This window comes from Pseudomonas sp. TMW22090 (assembly GCF_022496665.1).
In the GTDB taxonomy this organism is placed as follows: Bacteria; Pseudomonadota; Gammaproteobacteria; order Pseudomonadales; family Pseudomonadaceae; genus Aquipseudomonas; species Aquipseudomonas gregormendelii.
This window is the reverse complement of record NZ_SCFH01000011.1, coordinates 31,081-49,930: the sequence shown is the minus strand read 5'-3', so window position 1 is coordinate 49,930 and position 18,850 is coordinate 31,081. Positions and strand designations below refer to the sequence as shown.

Genomic DNA, 18,850 nt, shown 5'->3' with positions numbered 1-18,850 from the left:
GGACACAGTCTATAGAAGCGTCAACGCCGGGCACATTAACCCTTGGTCGCGTCGTAGGCTAGTTTTGCCTGCACTACAACGCCAGCGTTCATTGCTTTTTTTGGCTGGCTGCGCCACTGAGCCGCTCGAAAGACTGATTGGTTCTTGTGACGAAACCGGTATCGGTTCGAATCACAAAAAAAGCGCCGATAGCGTATTTCTCAGCGTAATCCCAGCCGCGTTCCGGCCCGAGAATCAGCAACAGCGTCGATAAGCCATCGGCCATCAGCGCCGAAGGATGGATCACCGTGACTGCCGCCAGGGCGTGGGAAACCGGCGCCCCGGTGCGCGCATCAAAGGTGTGGGAATAGCGCCGGCCATCCTGCTGGAAGTAATGACGGTAGTCGCCCGAGGTGGACACCGCGTAGTGATCGACCGCGATGATTTTCTCCGCGACCTGGCGGTCATCCCGGGGCTCCTTCAGGGCGATGCGCCACGGACTGCCGTCGAGTTTGCGGCCGACCGCCTTGAGTTCACCGGTGGCTTCGGCGAGGTAATCGTGGATGCCCATGGCCTCAAGCCGGGCGGCGATGGTGTCGACCGCGTAACCGGCGGCGATGCTGTTGAAATCGACTTCCACTGCAGCGTCCTTGCACAGCTGTTCGCCTTCGATGCGCAAATGCCGGTAACCCACTCGCTGACGCACCTGGGTCAGTGCTTCGGCGCTCGGGACGACTTCCTGGCGCGATTGCGGACCAAATCCCCAGAGGTTGAGCAGCGGCTCGACCGTCAGGTCATAGGCGCCTTCGCTCTGCTGTGACAGCTGCTGGCCGACCCGGACCAGCTCGAGGACGGGCGCGGGCATGTTCTGACAGTGGTTGGCCGGCAGATGGTTGAAGCGCTCGATGTCGGAGTCGCTGCGGTAGGTCGACATTTGCCGGTCGACCCGAGCAAGGATTGTTTCCACCTGCGCCTGCACCTCAGCGGGTGCGGGCAGGCCGGCGCGGTGCACATACTTGATTGAATAGGAGCTGCCCATGGTGGGCCCCCCGAAGCTTTCCATGGAGTCACCGTTGCCGCAGCCGGACACAACCACGGCCAGCACCACAAGCCCACCCCACCGTCCAGTTAACAAATCTTCATCTCCCCGCAAAACCGCGCCGGCCATTATGGACCTCAGAGCGCAGAGGAGCGAGGGCTGCCGGCGCCCGTCAGGCGAACGCAAAACCTGTGGGAGCGAGCCTGCTCGCGACAGTGGTGCGTCAGCCAACAGCCATGCTGATTGACCCCACGCCATCGCGAGCAGGCCCGCGCGCACAGGTGCCGTGTTTTCAAACAAGATTTACCAGCGTGAGTACCTACACATGTCTACCCCCACGAGCAAAGGCAAAGCGATCTTTCGCGTTGTCAGCGGCAACTTCCTCGAAATGTTCGACTTCATGGCCTACGGCTTCTACGCCACCGCCATCGCCAAAACCTTCTTCCCCGCCGACAGCGCGTTCGCGTCCCTGATGCTGTCGCTGGCGACCTTCGGCGCCGGCTTCCTGATGCGGCCGCTGGGGGCAATCTTTCTCGGCGCCTACATCGACCGTCACGGGCGCCGCAAAGGCCTGATCATTACCCTGGTGATGATGGCTGCCGGCACCGTATTGATAGCCTGCGTCCCGGGATACGCCACCCTGGGTGTCGCGGCACCGCTGCTCGTGCTGTTCGGCCGCCTGCTGCAAGGTTTCTCGGCGGGCGTCGAGCTTGGCGGGGTGTCGGTGTACCTGGCCGAAATATCCACTGCGGGCCGCAAAGGCTTTTTTGTCAGCTGGCAGTCCGCCAGCCAGCAAGCGGCGGTGGTCTTCGCAGGTTTGCTGGGCGTGGCCTTGAACCATTGGCTCAGCCCGCAGGAGATGGGCGAATGGGGCTGGCGCGTGCCCTTCCTGGTCGGCTGTCTGATTGTGCCGGTAATCTTCGTGATTCGTCGTTCACTGGAAGAAACACCGGAGTTCCAGGCACGCAAACATCGCCCGACCTTGCGCGAGGTGGTCCGCTCGATCGGGCAGAACTTCGGCATCGTCATCGCCGGCATGGCCCTGGTGGTCATGACCACCGTGTCGTTCTACCTGATCACCGCCTACACGCCGACCTTCGGCAAGGCCGAACTGCACTTGTCCGACCTGGATGCCTTGCTGGTGACGGTGTGCATCGGCTTGTCGAACTTCTTCTGGTTACCGGTGATGGGCGCATTTTCCGACAAGGTCGGGCGCAAACCCCTGCTGCTGGCGGCGACGCTTCTGGCGATTCTTACCGCCTACCCTGCCCTGTCCTGGCTGGTGGCCAATCCGAGCTTCAGTCACTTGCTGATCGTCGAGTTGTGGCTGTCGTTCCTGTACGGCTCGTACAACGGTGCCATGGTCGTGGCGCTGACCGAGATCATGCCGGTGGAAGTGCGCACCACCGGTTTTTCCCTGGCCTACAGCCTGGCGACCGCAACCTTCGGCGGGTTTACTCCGGCAGCCTGTACCTATCTGATTCATGTGCTGGATAACAAGGCCGCACCGGGGATCTGGCTGACGGGCGCAGCGGTACTGGGGCTGATTGCGACCCTGGTGTTGTTCCGCGGCAATCGCCATGAATTGCGCACCGCGCAGGCGTCTGTGGTCGGCGGCGCCTGATCGATCGTCATCGCGGGCAAGTCGAATCGTCGCACCGCCGGCTCCCACAGTGATCTGCGCCGAACACAAATGCTGTGTCCAACACCAATACCTTGTGGGAGCGGCGGTGCGACGATTCGACTTGCCCGCGATGGGGCCCGCCGCATCACTGCATCATCACCGCCCAGCCACCTTCAAAGAGCCACCCCAGCCCCCACCCAACGCCTTGTACAAGGTCACCTGGTTAATCTCCCGGGCCAACTCCAGCTGGGCCCACTTCTGCTGCGCGTCAAACAGCGAACGCTGTGCATCCATGGTTGAAAAATAGCTGTCCAGCCCAGCCTCGAAGCGCAGGCGGGACTGGCGGTAAGCCTCCTGATAATCCCCCACCAGTTTCTTCTGGAACTGCACCTGGGTGAGCATCTCCTGACGCGCATTCAAGGCATCGGCCGCTTCCCGAAAAGCGTTCTGCACCGTGGCCTCGTACGCCGCCGTTTGCCCGTCAAACCGCGCATGGCTGGCGTCCACTTGCGCACGACGGGCACCACCATCGATCAATGGCAACGACCCCGCCAGCGCCACGGTCCAGAACTCCGCCGGGCCGGTGAGCAGGCGCGAGAAGTCCCCGGTCAGGCTGCCCAGGGCCGAGGTCAGGGAAAAGGTCGGGAAGTACGCGCTACGGGCGGCACCAATGTCGGCATTGGCAGCGCGCAGCTGGGCTTCGGCCGACATGATGTCGGGGCGCCGTTCGACCAATGACGCCGGCAAACCGGCCGGCACGTCCAGCGTGGCCAACTGCTCACCGAGCACACCCGTGGGCAGCAAACCCGGCGGCACCGGCTGCCCTACCAGCACCCGCAGGGCATTGCTGTTCTGCGCCACTTGCATCCGGTAAGTGTTGACCTGCACCGCCGCCGTATTGGTCTGCGCATCGGCCTGGTGCACGTCGATCCGCGCGCTGGAACCCAGGTTGAAACTCTTGCGCAGCAACTGCCCGTAGCGGTCCTGGGACTGATAGGTATTCTGCGCCAGGTCAAGCAGGTGCTGATTGGCCTTGAGCGTCAACCAGGTACTGGCCACTTCGCCGATCAGCGCCAGGCGTGCGGCCTGGTAATCGCCCTCAGACGCTTCGAACCGGGCCCCGGCGGCATTGCGCTGGCTGCGAATGCGACCGAACAGGTCCAGCTCGTAGGACGTGAAACCACCGGTGGCCTGGAAGGTGTTGGCAATACTGCCGGCACTGTCGCCGCCATTGGGCGTGCGCACCAGCGGCGGCAACTTGCTGCGTCCGGCATAAGTGTCGATGCCAATGGTCGGGAACAGCCCGGACTGCGCACTGGCATAACCCGCCCGCGCCTCTTCGACACTGGCCGCGAACTGGCGCAGGCTGCGGTTGTTGGCCAGCGCCAGGTCGATCAGCTGGCGCAGGCGGTCATCAACCACAAAGCCGCGCCAGTCCTTGTCGAACGCCTGCTTGCCCGCGCAGCATTCGCCGGCCGTGTTGGCCGGCCATTGCTGGTCGATCGGCGCATCGGGTTTCTCGTAGGTCGGCTCCAGCGAACAACCACCCAGCAGAAGCAATGACATAAAACATGAGGTCGATAAGCAACTGTTCATGGCGCGCACCTAAAATCGTTGGCCGAGCAGAGCTCGCAAGGGTGAAAGCAGCAAAGACCAAAGGCCTGACCGACTGACGCTGACATGCGGCAACGGCTGTCTACGCGAACGCACACTGACCGGTCGCCAGCGACGCAGCGGGGTGTAGGACGACGCCCTGGCCGGCGCAGGCAAACGCGGCGCCGCTGATTTTTCGCCAAGCAATGCACGCCGTAACAAGGTGCCGAACGCCAGCCCCGGCTCCGCCTTGCTGACAACATTGATCGTTGCATCGCTGAACAACCGCGCAATCAACCGTCGCCGCAGCGTTTCATCAAGCTCGGCAAACCTCAGGCCCAGTTGACTGTCTCCGTGGTTGCGCATCACCTCGACGTCCAGCCAACCCAGTTTGTCGACCCACATCTGCCCGCACAGCCCCGGCTTGATTGACGAGGCGAACGCGCACTCGAACGATGCGCCGCTGAGGGAGATATCCACCAGGCGCCCGGCGAGCACCTTGCCGCCAAACCGAAACCCCGTGGGCTTGTTGAACGGAAAACGCTCTTCACCGTGCAAGCGCGGGCGATCCACACAGGCGACCAGCGTTGCCAGGTTGTAGACCAGCGCGACCACCGTCCAGCACAGGTTGAACAGCATGTTGCCGTCGAACGAGGCGGCAGTGCTGATCGCGATATAGGCGCCAATCTGCGAGAACAGCGTCAAGGCAAAAAAGAACCCGAACAGCTTCCAGTGCACCATGGTTTTGGTGCGATCCAGGCCTTTGGCGGTCACTTTGAACGGCCGCCCGAACGGCCGGATCATCGCGCTGGCGATGGTGGCGGTCACGGCCAGGGAAGCAACGATCTGCGTGACCTCAGTGAAAATCGGCAAGGTGCGCCGGTCCGTGACCCAGGTGCCGTAGCCCCAGAATGCGATCAGCGCCGGCATGCCAAACGCGAGAAAGTCCATCGGTGTGGCGTAGAAACCGGCAATTCCGAAGTACCAGTACAGCACCGGCGACACCAGCATCATCAGGATGAAGGGCTTGGAAAACCAGTGCATCAGCCCATGGATGTAGTGCAGGCGGTCGTTGAGCGTATAACCGCTGCCGCGCAACGGTCCATCCTTGAGCAACGCCACCTGAATGGTGCCCAGGCACCAGCGCCCGCGCTGGTTGATGTACTCGGTCAGGCCTTCGGCCGACAAGCCGATCGACAGGCGCTCATTCAACCAGCGGGTGACGTAACCTTTCTGCAGCAGCCGGTAGGTGGTGTAGATGTCTTCGCAGACCGAGCCTGTAGGAAAACCGCCCATCTCGTTGATCAAATCGCGCCGCACCACGAAGGACGTACCGACGCAAAATGCCGCATCCCAGCCATCCTTCGCCGGCTGAAACACGTCGAAGAACACCCTTTGCTCATCGACCCAGCACGCCGAAGTGCCCAGGTTGTGCTGGATCGGGTCGGGGTTATAGTAGAACTGCGGAGTCTGCACCAGGCCGACTTTCGGGTCGTCGAACAAGCCCAGGGTGCGCAACAGGATCGGCTGCTGCGGCGCAAAATCGGCATCCAGCACCAGTATGTACGGCGCGTTGCTGCCGGCCGCCGACTGGCGCAAGCCATTGTTCAGGTTGCCGGCCTTGGCGTGGGCGTTATCAGGGCGGCGCGCGTACTGCACGCCGACCTCGGCACAGTAATCGCGCAGCCAGTCCCGGCGCGTGTCGTCGAGCACCCAGATGGTGAAATTCGGGTAGTCGATGGCCTGGGCGGCAATTATGGTTTTTTCCAGGATTTCCAGGCCTTCGTTGTACGTGGCGATGAAGATATCGACCGCTGGCGCACTCACGCCCTGGGCGCGCAAGCGTCGCTCGCCCGCGTCCGCAGCCTTGCTGTGATCCGAGCGACAGAGCATCACGACGATGGAAAACAGCGTGTAACCGATCGCCAGCATTTCGAAGAACAAAAAGGTGTAGGCCCAGACCGTGGCAAACCCGGAATGGCCGTCCGGCAAGGTGTCGCGAATCCGCCAGGCCGCGTAGTTGAGCAACAGCAACGCGGTCACGGCGCCGAATCCGGCGCGCGCAGCCCATTGGTCCCGATGAGTCAGGCAGGTGAACAGAATCACCAGCGCCAGGGTCCAGAAGTTGATTTGCATCAGTTGCAACGAGTCCAGTGCCTGCATGTCAGTCAGCCTCTAGCGAACCGGTAAAGGGATTGACGCCGGTGGCCGCAATCGCCGCCCACGCCGTGGCGCCCAGGTGAGGCAGGTGGTAATAGAAAAAATCGTTGGTCACCGAGTCCGGGCCTATGGCCAGCCCGGTACTGATGCGCGGTGCCGGGGTCGCGTACAGCCAGCCATTGCCGGCTTCCTGGGCCAGCAAAACACTCCACAGCGGCTTCGCTTTGTCACTCAGGCCGTTTAACTGCGCGACCGCAGCGGCTTGCGCGGTGCCTTCGGTCCACAAACCATCGGGGTCGCGATTGAAGCCGTAGCCGTCACCGGACCGGTGCGCGCGATCGACAAAAGCGAACACCCGACGCCAATCCCCGGGCGGGTCGTGCAAGGCAATCAACGGCCAGATTTGCGCGTCCAGCCCGGAGCGCACTCGGTCCGAGGTCTGGCCATCCGCCCCGGTGCCGATCAGAAAGCGCCCTTCCGTGGCGTCCCACTGGCTGGCGACAAACTGCCGGGCGATCTGCGCCTGCCGCGCTGTGCCTTGATCCGGAGCCAGCGCATTGAGCGCCGCCCACGCAGCCGCCAGGTCGACGTTATGCTCGGTAGACTTCCAGTTCTGCTGGATCTGCTGATTGAAGTACCCGTAGTAGCCCCCACTGAAGCCCGCCGGTGCCTGGGCGTCGTAGGTCTTGTCCTGCGACCAGCGCAGGACTTTTCTTGCCGCTTCCAGGTAAGCGCCCTCGCCGCTTTGGCGAAAAGCCTCAAGCAACGCCAGCGCCGCCCAGGCCTGGTTACCGGTTGCGCTGCTGACTTGATAGGCGTCCTGGTTCCAAGCGTTGCGTTCGGTGCTCCAGTAGCCGGGCAGCTTCATCGGCGGCGCACCCACGGGGCCAGCAGCGTAAGCGTTGCGCAAACGGCCATCGTGATATTCGGGATCGTGGTTGGTTGCAAAGACCAGAGCATCGGCGATGCGTCGCGCCGACCCGGCCTTGCCACAGGCGAACAAGGCAATGCTCGCCAAGGCGTTGTCGTAAGTGAACGCCACCCCGCGCAACGCCAGGATCGGCGCCGGCTCACCATTCAGCGCCGGGTAACTGGCCACCAGCACCGGGCCCGCCGGCTGCGTGGCCACCGCGCGATCGAGCGCGGCGCAGGTCATTGTCGCCAGTTGTGGCCTGGCGGCCGCCGCCAATGAGGACGCGCCAGTGCCCATGAGTATCACGCTGACCACCCCGCGCAAGAGGCCGTTCATGGTCGCGACACCTCGGCACTGGCCCATAGCCCGGGGTTGCAGGTCATGGCGCGCTGGCTATCGGTGAGGTCGGCGGCAAAGGTGCCGACCACATACACCGAGTTCTGCTCGGCGTAGGGGAACGGCACGCTGTAGGAGTTGGCGCGAATGTCCGAAGCGCTGGATAACAACTGCACCACGCTGGCCTTGAGCGGCTCGGCAAGGCCGCGGATTTTCACGGTCAACACACTGTCACGATCGATCTTGCTGGCCATGCGCTCCGGGAACACCGCAATCACATAGCTCTGCCCGCAATCGGTGGCGCGCAGCAGGGTCGAACCGGCCTGCACCAGCGTGCCCTGGGGCGCCAGCAGTTCCTGGACAGTACCCGGCGAATAGGCCACGACATCGTACCCGGCCATCAGCTTGACCCGGTTCTGCTCGGCATCGATCAGACGGTTGAGGTTGTCGAGCTCCTGTTGATAGGTCGCCCGATTGCGCGCCTGATTTTCCAGGCTGAGCTTGAGCGTGGTCATCTGCGCCGTCAGGTCGAACATGCGCAGTTGATCCGGGTCGAGATACACCTGCTTGTTGGCCGCACTGACGTCGCCGTCGTTGATCCGCAACTGCGAGCGCACCGACTCGGCCGCACCTTGCAAGGACGCCAGCTGCGCTTTCGACGAGGCCACCACCGCGCCACTCACCGCCCCTTGCACGAACAACTCCAGGTTGCGCTCGACCGTTTCCTGGGCGTCCATCAAACGCGCACTGGCGGCACTGTTTTCGGCCCGCAGCGCCCTTTGGGTAAAGAGTTGCCGGGTATGAAAAGCGGTCTGGTACTGCTGGCTGGTTTTTTCCAGTGCCTCGTAATACTGCTGATCATGTTCGGCCTGGCTGGCCGAGGAAGATATCTGCTGTTCCAGGGTGAGCCGGCGCGTTTGCAGGGTCAGCAAGGTTTCCTGATTCGCCCGGGGGTTTTCCACCACGGCGATTTTCTGGCCCTGGACAAAGGTCGCACCGGGTTTGACGTCCAACGCACTGACCACACCATCAATGGGCGTAGTGAGCAGGATCACCGGCGCATTCAAAATCGCCCGGGTGGCAGAGGCCGACACCAGGGGCATCAGCAGTGTCGACATCAGTAACCAGACGACAAAACCCAGGACTCCCAACCCCACCAGGCGCGGTAACAGCGACAACAACTTCGATCGTTCTTCCGCCATGTTCGACTCTCCCGATAGACCAACCGCGTAAAAGCCAGGCAATAACATGCCGTGACCGCAAAACACTTTCGGCAGGGTGAGCAATACGAAACAGGGCGCTGCACGGCAACTAAGCCGGAACAGTTTTAATTAGATTTATAGTGATGTGAGCAGGAATGAGATTCCTGTCTTTTTGGAGAGTTGTAACCGGACACAGAAGCAATATACCCGACGAAGCCCAAGGCAGAGCGGGCCGTCACAGGCGACACTAGTTTCAGTAAGTGACAGTGTCAAGTATTTGGACGGAACAATTAAATGGCGCCAATTCGCCAACGTATTTTAAGTTGGATCCATTAAACCCACCCGCACCTCAAATAATCGGCAACTGCTTATTTTTGCTGGAAGTTTATGCCTGTAACTTTCGAGACAACAACATGGACAACGCTTAACTCCCGGGAAAAAAGTCTAAAAAGTTATAAGCAAGATACAAATAAAAACGCCCCGACCAAGGGTCGGGGCGTTTTTAGTTACTTGTGAAGCTTAGCGCGGGAATGCTGGCGGGTTTACACCGGCCATGTCTTCCATCACGCGAACCACCTGGCAGCTGTAACCGAATTCGTTGTCGTACCAAACGTACAGTACAACGCGGTTATCCTGGGTGATGGTCGCTTCAGCGTCCACTACGCCTGCGTGGCGCGAGCCAACGAAGTCGGTGGAAACCACTTCCTGCGAGTTGACGTAGTCGATTTGCTTATGCAGATCCGAGTGCATGGCCATCTGGCGCAGGTACTCGTTGATCTCTTCGCGGGTGGTGGCTTTCTCAAGGTTCAGGTTGAGAATGGCCATCGACACGTTAGGCGTCGGAACGCGGATCGCGTTACCGGTCAGCTTGCCGGCCAGCTCAGGCAGGGCCTTGGCAGCAGCGGTAGCGGCACCGGTCTCGGTGATGACCATGTTCAGCGCAGCACTACGGCCACGGCGATCGCCTTTGTGGAAGTTGTCGATCAGGTTCTGGTCGTTGGTGTACGAGTGAACGGTTTCAACGTGACCATTAACGATGCCGAACTTGTCGTTCACAGCCTTGAGCACCGGCACGATGGCGTTGGTGGTGCACGAAGCGGCAGAAACGATCTTGTCGTCAGCGGTGATATCGCCGTGGTTGATGCCGTGCACGATGTTCTTCAGCTTGCCTTTGCCAGGCGCGGTCAGAACAACGCGGTCGACACCCGGGCACGCCAGGTGCTGGCCCAGGCCATCGGCGTCACGCCATACACCGGTGTTGTCCACCAGCAGCGCGTCTTTGATGCCGTACTGGGTGTAGTCCACCTCAGTCGGGTTTTTCGCGTAGATAACCTGGATCAGGTTGCCGTTGGCCGTAATGGTGTTGTTGGCTTCATCAATGGTGATGGTGCCATCGAACGGACCATGAACCGAGTCACGACGCAGCAGGCTTGCGCGCTTGACCAGGTCGTTCTCGGCGCCCTTGCGGACCACGATGGCGCGCAGGCGCAGGCCGTCGCCACCACCGGTTTTCTCGATCAGGATGCGCGCCAGCAGGCGGCCGATACGACCGAAACCGTACAGGACTACGTCGGTGCCCTTGCGAGCCGCGGCGTTCTGCTGACCAACGACGTCAGCCAGTTCTTCACGGACGAACTGCTCGGCAGTGCGGCCATTGCCTTCGGTCTTGAACTTGACCGCAAGCTTGCCCAGGTCTACCGAAGCGGCGCCGAGCTTGAGCTCGCTCATCGCCTTGAGCAGAGGGAATGTTTCGTGGACGGACAATTCGCTGTCATCGGACTGGCGATGACGAGCAAAGCGGTGGGCTTTGAGAATCGCAATGACTGAACGATTGATCAGGCTGCGGCCATAGATCGAGCTCACCACGTTGTTATTGCGGTAGAGCTGACCGATAAGCGGAATCATCGCTTCTGCGAGTGCTTCACGGTCGATCCATTCACCAAGACACTGGTCGGGCTTCTGAGTCACGGGAACCTTCCACATGTAGGGGCAGAAAAAAGGGGCTACATTATGCCGCCGAGTGCCTCTCGTAGCAATGCGCGCTTGTCGTACCATCCGTAACAAAATTCCGTCAGAAAAAAATACGTCACGCTGCAGCCCAGTAAACACGGGGCTTCCAGCGCTGTCATTTTTTTGCAGACAGCGCTGCCTTGTCCGTAACCATCCGTAACACTGGTCCGTTTTGCCACTACATATTCGGTAATTTTCCCTAAAAAAACCGCCGATTTTGTCTTTACCACTACATTTCGCCAAACCTGCGTAATAGACACAGTCTGCCACTGACAGGCGGCACCCGGGCCCGCTACAATTACCGACTTTGTCGCAACGCTTGGAGCTCAACCTTCCGTGCCCGTTCTGCGTCTACCGCTTCTCCCTGCCGCGGCAGGTAAACAGCACTGGGGCAACCTGCCCGGTGCCGCCCTGAGCCTGGCCATTGCCGAGGCCGCCAGCGCTGCCAAGCGCTTTACCCTGCTGCTCACTGCCGACAGCCAAAGTGCCGAGCGGCTGGAACAGGAGCTGGGTTTCTTCGCCCCGGATTTGCCCGTACTGCATTTCCCGGACTGGGAAACCTTGCCGTACGACCTGTTTTCGCCGCACCAGGACATCATCTCCCAGCGCATCGCTGCCTTGTACCGGCTGCCAGAGCTGAGCCATGGCGTGCTGGTGGTACCGATCACGACCGCCCTGCACCGCCTGGCGCCGACCAAGTTCCTGCTCGGCAGCAGCCTGGTGCTGGACGTCGGCCAGAAGCTCGACGTCGAGCAGATGCGCACCCGGCTCGAGGCCAGTGGCTATCGCTACGTCGATACCGTGTACGAGCATGGCGAATTCACCGTGCGCGGCTCGCTGATCGACCTGTTCCCGATGGGCAGCAAGCTGCCTTTCCGTATCGATCTGTTCGATGACGAAATCGAGACCTTGCGCACCTTCGACCCGGAGAACCAGCGCTCCATCGACAAGGTCGACACCGTGCGCCTGCTGCCTGCGCGGGAGTTCCCGCTGCAAAAAGATGCGGTCACGCGCTTCAAGGCACGCTTTCGCGAACGCTTCGACGTCGACTTCCGGCGCTGCCCGATTTTCCAGGACTTGAGCAGCGGGATTACCCCCGCCGGCATTGAGTACTACCTGCCGCTGTTTTTCGATGAAACCTCGACCCTGTTCGACTACCTGCCCCAGGACACCCAGGTGTTCTCCCTGCCAGGCATTGAACAGGCGGCGGAAAACTTCTGGAACGACGTGCGCAACCGCTATGAAGAACGCCGCGTCGATCCGGCCCGGCCTCTATTGCCACCCGCGGAGCTGTTCCTGCCGGTGGAAGACTGCTTCGCCCGCCTGAAAAACTGGCCGCGCGTGGTGGCCAGCCAACAGGATGTCGAAACCGGCGCTGGGCGCGAGCGTTTCCCGGCCCGCGAACTGCCCAACCTGGCCATCGAAGCCAAGGCCACCCAGCCACTGGCGGCGCTGGCCGGCTTCCTCGACGAGTTTCCCGGGCGCGTGCTGTTTACCGCCGAGTCCGCAGGCCGTCGCGAAGTGCTGCTGGAACTGCTCGAACGCCTGAAGCTGCGACCGAAAACCGTCGACAGCTGGCCAGACTTTGTGGCGGGCAAAGAGCGCCTGGCGATCACCATCGCGCCGCTGGACGAAGGCCTGGTGCTCGATGACCCAGCCCTGGCACTGGTGGCGGAAAGCCCGCTGTTCGGCCAGCGCGTGATGCAGCGCCGCCGTCGGGAGAAACGCGCCGACGCGAACAACGACGCCGTCATCAAGAACCTCACCGAGCTGCGCGAAGGCGCGCCGGTGGTGCACATCGATCACGGTGTGGGGCGTTATCTGGGGCTGGCGACCCTGGAAATCGACGACCAGGCCGCTGAGTTCCTGACCCTGCAATACGCCGAAGGCGCCAAGCTCTACGTGCCCGTGGCCAACCTGCACCTGATTGCCCGTTACACCGGCAGCGACGACGCCCTGGCGCCGCTGCACCGCCTCGGCTCCGAGACCTGGCAGAAAGCCAAGCGCAAGGCCGCCGAGCAGGTGCGCGATGTGGCCGCCGAACTGCTCGACATCTATGCCCGTCGAGCTGCACGGGAAGGTTATGCCTTCGAAGACCCGAAAGCCGACTACGCCACCTTCAGCGCCGGCTTCCCGTTCGAGGAAACCCCGGACCAGCAAACCACCATCGACGCCGTGCGCGCCGACATGCTCGCGCCCAAGCCGATGGACCGCCTGGTGTGCGGCGATGTGGGTTTCGGCAAGACCGAAGTGGCCATGCGCGCCGCCTTCATCGCGGTGCATGGCGGGCGTCAGGTGGCCATCCTGGTGCCGACCACCCTGCTCGCCCAGCAGCACTACAACAGCTTCCGCGACCGCTTCGCCGACTGGCCCGTGAGCGTGGAAGTGATGAGCCGCTTCAAGTCGCCCAAGGAAGTGAATGCGGCCATCGCCGACCTCGCCGAAGGCAAGATCGACATCGTCATCGGCACCCACAAGCTGCTGTCCGACGACGTCAAGATCAAGAACCTGGGCCTGGTGATCATCGACGAAGAACACCGCTTTGGCGTACGCCAGAAGGAACAACTCAAGGCGCTACGCAGCGAAGTCGACATCCTGACCCTGACCGCCACGCCGATTCCGCGCACGCTGAACATGGCGGTGTCGGGCATGCGCGACCTGTCGATCATCGCCACGCCGCCGGCGCGTCGCCTGTCCGTGCGCACGTTCGTCATGGAGCAGAACAAGAGCACGGTCAAGGAGGCCCTGCTGCGTGAGTTGCTGCGCGGCGGCCAGGTTTACTACCTGCACAACGACGTGAAGACCATCGAGAAATGTGCCGCCGACCTCGCCGAACTGGTGCCGGAAGCACGCATCGGCATCGGCCACGGGCAGATGCGCGAGCGCGAACTCGAACAGGTGATGAGCGACTTCTACCACAAGCGCTTCAACGTGCTGATCGCCTCGACCATCATCGAGACCGGCATCGACGTGCCAAGCGCCAACACCATCATCATCGAGCGCGCCGACAAGTTCGGCCTGGCACAGCTGCACCAGCTGCGCGGCCGGGTCGGACGCAGTCACCACCAGGCCTACGCCTACCTGCTCACGCCACCGCGCCAGCAGATTACCGCCGATGCGGAAAAGCGCCTGGAAGCGATCGCCAATACCCAGGACCTTGGCGCGGGCTTTGTGCTCGCCACCAACGACCTGGAAATCCGCGGCGCCGGCGAGCTGCTGGGCGACGGTCAGAGCGGGCAGATCCAGGCCGTGGGTTTCACCCTGTACATGGAGATGCTCGAACGCGCGGTGAAGTCGATCCGCAAGGGCGAACAACCGAACCTCGACCAACCCCTGGGTGGCGGTCCTGAAGTCAATCTGCGGGTACCGGCGCTGATCCCTGAAGATTATCTGCCGGACGTGCACGCCCGACTGATCCTCTACAAGCGCATCGCTTCAGCCACCGACGAAGACGGCCTCAAGGATCTGCAGGTGGAGATGATCGACCGCTTTGGCCTGCTGCCGGAACCCACCAAGAACCTGATGCGCATCACGGCCCTGAAACTGCAGGCCGAACTGCTCGGCATCAAGAAAGTCGACGGCGGGCCGCAAGGGGGTCGTATTGAGTTCGCGGCGCAAACACCGGTCGACCCGCTGACGCTGATCAAGCTGATCCAGGGACAACCCAAACGCTACAAATTCGAAGGTGCCACGGTGTTCAAATTCATGGTGCCGATGGAGCGCGCAGAAGAGCGCTTTAATACTGTAGAGGCGCTGCTTGAGCGCCTCATCCCGAAAACTGCTTGAAGGACGCCGCATGCGCCTGTTTTGCTCACTGACCTTGCTGATGACCCTGGTCGCCCCCTCGGTGTTTGCCGACGATATGTATCAAGTTGAAATGGTGCTGGTGCGGCAAAACGCGGTGCCTGCCATCGTCAGCCGTGCCGCACCGGAAGACTGGGCAGCCGGCGCGCAACGCGTGAGCCCGCAAAGCCTGCGCACGCCGAGCCTGACTCGCGAGGTGGAAAAACTCACGGCCAGCAATGAATACACAGTGCTGCTGCACAAGGCCTGGCAACAGACCCTGGGCGAACAAGCCAGCAAGTTCGCGATCAGCGACGGCGCGGAACAGTTCGGCCAGTTCCCGATCGAGGGCACCCTGAGCCTGAAACTGGGGCGCTTCACCGACGTCGACGCCGACTTCTGGGTCAACCAGATCGACGCCAATGGCCTGGTCACCTCCAGCGAGCGACTCAAGCAGGAAAGCCACACCAAGAACGGCCAGCTGAATTTCCTCGACAACGGCCACCTGGGCCTGCTGATCAAAATCACTTCGTTGACCGCCCCCGCACCTCGGCCAGTCCCCGATGAAATTCCGGACTGATTGAAGTCCTTATGTCCACGACCCTGAGCAAACCCCTGGCACCGTCCTGGGTCAGCCGATTCAAGGAACAGAGCCTGGAGCGTGGCCGGCGCTACGCCCTGGAGAACCGCGTCAGGATCGTCGAAGTGGGCGACGCCACGATCGTTGCCGCGTGCGAAGGCTCTGGTGGCAACGTCTACCGCCAGACCATTCGCCTGCGCGAGTCGGCCAAGTCCACCCTGCTGATGGTCGATGCCACCTGCAGTTGTCCGGTGCGCAACAACTGCAAGCATTGCGCTGCGGTGCTGCTGCAGGTGCAGGAAACCCTCGACTATCCAGCCGCCGCCAAAGACGCCGAACTGCTGGAAAAACTCTCGGCCGTGCTGGAAAACCGCAACCCCAAAAGCGTGCCTCAGGTGCTGGTGGAGAATGTCCAGCCGGTGCCGCGCCTGTGGTTGGCGAGTATCGAATTCAGTGCATTCGAGCCGCGCAACGGCAAGATGCAGCGCTACATCCAGCATCGCGCCGCGCTGTCGTTCAGCTATCTGGACGAATACGTCTCGGGTCAAAAAAACGCCGACATTCTCATCCGCCAGGAGACCCAGACACTGCGGATCAAGCGTCAACCGGAAGTGGAACAGTCCTACCGGGAGCACCTGCGAATCCTCGGCTTCAAGATCGCCACCCGCCAAAGCAAGGCCCTGCCGGAAAGCGCGGGCGAGCTGTTCGAAATGGTCAACGACAGCGCCTGGCTGACCTTCACCCTCAATGAACTGCCGAAGCTGCGCACCCAGGGTTGGGAGTTGCAGATCGACGAGGAATTCGGCTTCGACCTGACGGCCGTGGACGACTGGTACGCCACCGTAGAACAGGCACCGGAACGCGACTGGTTCGACCTGGAGCTGGGCATCATCGTCAATGGCGAGCGCCTGAGCCTGCTGCCGATCCTGTTGAACCTGATGCGCTCGCACACCGAAATCCTCAACCCGGAACGCCTGGCACGGCGTCGGGACGACGAGCTGATCCTGGTCAACATTCCCAATCGGCCCAACTCCGAGTACGGCCCGCTGCAAGTCGCCCTGCCCCTGGGCCGGTTGAAACCGGTGCTGGCGACCCTCGGCGAGTTCTACCTGCAGGAGCCCGGCGAAACCACGCTGCGCCTGAGCAAGGCCGATGCCACACGTCTCAACCCGCTGGAAGACATGCCACTGCTCTGGGAAGGCGGCGAGCAGATCCGCACGTTTGCCCAGCGCCTGCGCGACATCAAGGACTTTACTGCGACCGCGCCCGACGGCCTCAACGCCACCCTGCGCCCGTATCAGCTGGAAGGCTTGAGCTGGATGCAGTCGCTGCGCCAGCTGGAAGTCGGCGGCATTCTCGCCGATGACATGGGCCTGGGAAAAACCCTGCAGACCCTGGCACACGTGCTCAGCGAGAAGAACGCCGGGCGCCTCGATCGCCCGTGCATGGTGGTAATGCCCACCAGCCTGATCCCCAACTGGCTCGACGAAGCGGCGCACTTCACCCCGCAGCTCAAGGTGTTGGCGCTGTACGGTGCCAGCCGCAAAAAACATTTCGCCCACCTTGGCGACTACGACCTGATCCTGACCACCTATGCACTGCTGCCCAAAGACCTCGAGCACCTGGCGGCGCAACCTTTGCACGTACTGGTGCTGGATGAGGCGCAGTACATCAAGAACCCCAACAGCAAAGCCGCCCAGGCGGCCCGCGAACTGAACGCGCGCCAGCGCCTGTGCCTGAGTGGCACGCCATTGGAGAATCACCTGGGGGAGTTGTGGTCGCTGTTTCACTTCCTGCTGCCCGGTTGGCTGGGCGACGTGAAGAGCTTCAATCGCGATTACCGCGTGCCCATTGAAAAGCGCGCCAGCGAAGTCCGGCTGCAGCACCTGAACGGGCGGATCAAACCCTTTCTGCTGCGCCGCACCAAGGAGCAGGTGGCGACAGAGTTACCGCCGAAGACCGAAATCATTCACTGGGTCGAACTCAACGAAGCCCAGCGCGACGTGTACGAAACCATGCGCCTGGCCATGGACAAGAAAGTGCGCGACGAGATCACCCGCAAAGGCGTGGCCCGCAGCCAGATCATCATTCTTGAAGCGCTGCTGAAGCTGCGCCAGGTGTGTTGCGACTTGCGCCTGGTCAGCGATGCCGCCCCGCCGACGCGCGGCAGCACCTCAGGCAAACTCGACAGCCTGATGGAAATGCTGGAAGAACTGTTCGAAGAGGGCCGGCGGATTCTGTTGTTCTCGCAGTTCACCTCGATGCTGGCATTGATCGAGGTCGAGCTGAAGAAGCGCGGCGTGGAATATGCCTTGCTGACGGGCCAGACCCGCGACCGCCGGGCGCCGGTGAAAGACTTCCAGAGCGGCAAGCGGCAGATCTTTCTGATCAGCTTGAAGGCCGGCGGCGTGGGCCTGAACCTGACCGAAGCGGACACGGTGATTCACTATGACCCGTGGTGGAACCCGGCGACGGAAAACCAGGCAACTGACAGGGCCTACCGCATCGGCCAGGAAAAACCGGTGTTCGTCTACAAGATGATTGCCCGGGGCACGGTGGAGGAGAAAATCCAGCACCTGCAAAAGGAAAAATCCGACCTGGCGGCGGGCGTGCTGGATGGGCGCAGTGCCGGGGACTGGAAGTTGCAGAGTGATGATATCGAGGCGCTGTTTGCGCCGTTGCCGGACAAACTGGAAAAGCGCTGAGCACAGTGGTGTCTGTCAGGCCGTCATCGCGGGCAAGCCCGCTCCCACAGAGATTGTTGTTGGCCCGGCAATGCGGGGCTCCCACAAGAAGTATGTGCAAGCCCCACCACTGTGGAGCTACCACACATTTCCTGTGGGAGCGGGCTTGCCCGCGATGGGCTCACCCCGACCCCAAAACTGATTAGCCCTTAAGCACCCGCGCCAGAGTCGATTTCACCTTCCCCATCCCGTCATGCAAAGCCTGCTCGATCTCGGCCATGGTGATGATCGCCGTCGACTTGCCCGCCGCCGGGTTCACCACCAGCGCCAGGCAGGCGTAATCCAGCTCCAGCTCCCGCGCCAGCGCCGCTTCAGGCATGCCGGTCATGCCGACGATGTCGCAGCCATCACGCTCCAGCCGGGTAATTTCGGCAACCGTTTCCAGGCGCGGTCCCTGGGTGCAGGCATACACGCCCTGGCTGCTGTACTCGACACCCTCTGCCGCCAGCGCTGCGATCAATTGCTGGCGCAACGGCTCGCTGTACGGGTAGCTGAAATCAATGTGGGTCACCTGTTCCAGGTCATCGGCAAAGAACGTGTGCTGACGCCCGCTGGTGTAGTCGATCAGCTGGTGCGGCACACAGAAATGCCCGGTGCCCATCGCGCTGTGGATACCGCCGACGGCATTGACCGCCAGGATCGCCTCGGCGCCGGCCTGCTTCAGGGCCCAGAGGTTGGCGCGGTAATTCACCTGATGCGGCGGGAAACGGTGTGGATGGCCGTGACGGGCGAGGAACAGCACTTCCTTGCCGGCGTATTCGCCAATCTGCACCTCGGCCGACGGCGCGCCGTAAGGCGTGTCCACGGCCAGGGACTGACGAATGTTCAGGCCTTCGAGCTGGGTCAGGCCGGTGCCACCGATGATCGCGTAAACCGTCATAACGTTG

Annotated in this window: 11 protein-coding genes; 4 read left to right on the top strand and 7 right to left on the bottom strand. The window is 61.9% G+C overall.

Translation table 11 applies throughout. The annotated features are described in order from the left end of the window. Positions 1-88: 88 nt before the first annotated feature. Entirely contained in the window at positions 89-1,147 is a 1,059-nt protein-coding gene (locus EQV97_RS25480; RefSeq protein WP_240890287.1) for an FAD:protein FMN transferase, read from the bottom strand. A gap of 196 nt (positions 1,148-1,343) precedes the next feature. On the opposite strand from EQV97_RS25480, the gene EQV97_RS25475 reads away from it, so the two are divergent. Beyond that, positions 1,344-2,642 (top strand): MFS transporter, encoded by a 1,299-nt coding sequence (locus tag EQV97_RS25475; protein WP_240890286.1) that lies wholly within the window; start codon positions 1,344-1,346, stop codon positions 2,640-2,642. A gap of 156 nt (positions 2,643-2,798) precedes the next feature. Here the strand turns inward: EQV97_RS25475 and EQV97_RS25470 are convergent, their stop codons facing one another. The 5 genes from EQV97_RS25470 to EQV97_RS25450 form a co-directional block, all read right to left on the bottom strand. Beyond that, complete coding sequence (locus EQV97_RS25470; RefSeq protein WP_225570612.1) at positions 2,799-4,208, bottom strand: efflux transporter outer membrane subunit; 1,410 nt, start codon at positions 4,206-4,208, stop codon at positions 2,799-2,801. Positions 4,209-4,247: 39 nt separating this feature from the next. Beyond that, a complete protein-coding gene (locus EQV97_RS25465) occupies positions 4,248-6,398 on the bottom strand; it encodes a glycosyltransferase family 2 protein (protein WP_240890285.1) in 2,151 nt (716 codons plus the stop codon). Between the two features lies 1 nt (position 6,399). Then, on the bottom strand, positions 6,400-7,644 hold the full coding sequence (locus EQV97_RS25460; protein WP_122838170.1) for a hypothetical protein: 1,245 nt from the start codon (positions 7,642-7,644) through the stop codon (positions 6,400-6,402). Then, entirely contained in the window at positions 7,641-8,846 is a 1,206-nt protein-coding gene (locus EQV97_RS25455) for a hypothetical protein (protein ID WP_225570615.1), read from the bottom strand. The genes EQV97_RS25460 and EQV97_RS25455 overlap by 4 nt, the downstream gene beginning before the upstream one ends. Before the next feature lie 519 nt (positions 8,847-9,365). After that, positions 9,366-10,829 (bottom strand): glyceraldehyde-3-phosphate dehydrogenase, encoded by a 1,464-nt coding sequence (locus EQV97_RS25450; RefSeq protein WP_045062443.1) that lies wholly within the window; start codon positions 10,827-10,829, stop codon positions 9,366-9,368. A 363-nt stretch (positions 10,830-11,192) separates the two neighbouring features. Between EQV97_RS25450 and mfd the strand changes: the two genes are divergently transcribed. From mfd to EQV97_RS25435, 3 genes are read left to right on the top strand one after another with little or no spacing between them, the layout of a single operon-like run. Continuing rightward, a complete protein-coding gene (gene mfd, locus EQV97_RS25445) occupies positions 11,193-14,642 on the top strand; it encodes a transcription-repair coupling factor (RefSeq protein ID WP_122838168.1) in 3,450 nt (1,149 codons plus the stop codon). Positions 14,643-14,652: 10 nt separating this feature from the next. Continuing rightward, positions 14,653-15,219, top strand: a complete 567-nt coding sequence (locus EQV97_RS25440) for a CsiV family protein (RefSeq protein WP_122838167.1) — start codon at positions 14,653-14,655, stop codon at positions 15,217-15,219. A gap of 11 nt (positions 15,220-15,230) precedes the next feature. Then, the gene (locus EQV97_RS25435) at positions 15,231-17,924 is read left to right on the top strand and encodes a DEAD/DEAH box helicase (protein WP_122838166.1); all 2,694 of its coding nucleotides are present in this window, start codon (positions 15,231-15,233) and stop codon (positions 17,922-17,924) included. 181 nt (positions 17,925-18,105) lie between these two features. Here the strand turns inward: EQV97_RS25435 and EQV97_RS25430 are convergent, their stop codons facing one another. Continuing rightward, on the bottom strand, positions 18,106-18,843 hold the full coding sequence (locus EQV97_RS25430) for an S-methyl-5'-thioinosine phosphorylase (protein WP_122838165.1): 738 nt from the start codon (positions 18,841-18,843) through the stop codon (positions 18,106-18,108). Between the last annotated feature and the right edge of the window lie 7 nt (positions 18,844-18,850).

Excerpts from the sequence above, each read along its gene's own strand:
- EQV97_RS25460 (WP_122838170.1), bottom strand. The coding sequence starts at position 7,644 with ATGAACGGCCTCTTGCGCGGGGTGGTCAGCGTGATACTCATGGGCACT.
- EQV97_RS25455 (WP_225570615.1), bottom strand. The coding sequence starts at position 8,846 with ATGGCGGAAGAACGATCGAAGTTGTTGTCGCTGTTACCGCGCCTGGTG.
- EQV97_RS25440 (WP_122838167.1), top strand. The coding sequence starts at position 14,653 with ATGCGCCTGTTTTGCTCACTGACCTTGCTGATGACCCTGGTCGCCCCC.
- EQV97_RS25475 (WP_240890286.1), top strand. The coding sequence starts at position 1,344 with ATGTCTACCCCCACGAGCAAAGGCAAAGCGATCTTTCGCGTTGTCAGC.
- EQV97_RS25480 (WP_240890287.1), bottom strand. The coding sequence starts at position 1,147 with ATGGCCGGCGCGGTTTTGCGGGGAGATGAAGATTTGTTAACTGGACGG.
- EQV97_RS25430 (WP_122838165.1), bottom strand. The coding sequence starts at position 18,843 with ATGACGGTTTACGCGATCATCGGTGGCACCGGCCTGACCCAGCTCGAA.
- EQV97_RS25470 (WP_225570612.1), bottom strand. The coding sequence starts at position 4,208 with ATGTCATTGCTTCTGCTGGGTGGTTGTTCGCTGGAGCCGACCTACGAG.
- EQV97_RS25435 (WP_122838166.1), top strand. The coding sequence starts at position 15,231 with ATGTCCACGACCCTGAGCAAACCCCTGGCACCGTCCTGGGTCAGCCGA.
- EQV97_RS25465 (WP_240890285.1), bottom strand. The coding sequence starts at position 6,398 with ATGCAGGCACTGGACTCGTTGCAACTGATGCAAATCAACTTCTGGACC.
- EQV97_RS25450 (WP_045062443.1), bottom strand. The coding sequence starts at position 10,829 with ATGTGGAAGGTTCCCGTGACTCAGAAGCCCGACCAGTGTCTTGGTGAA.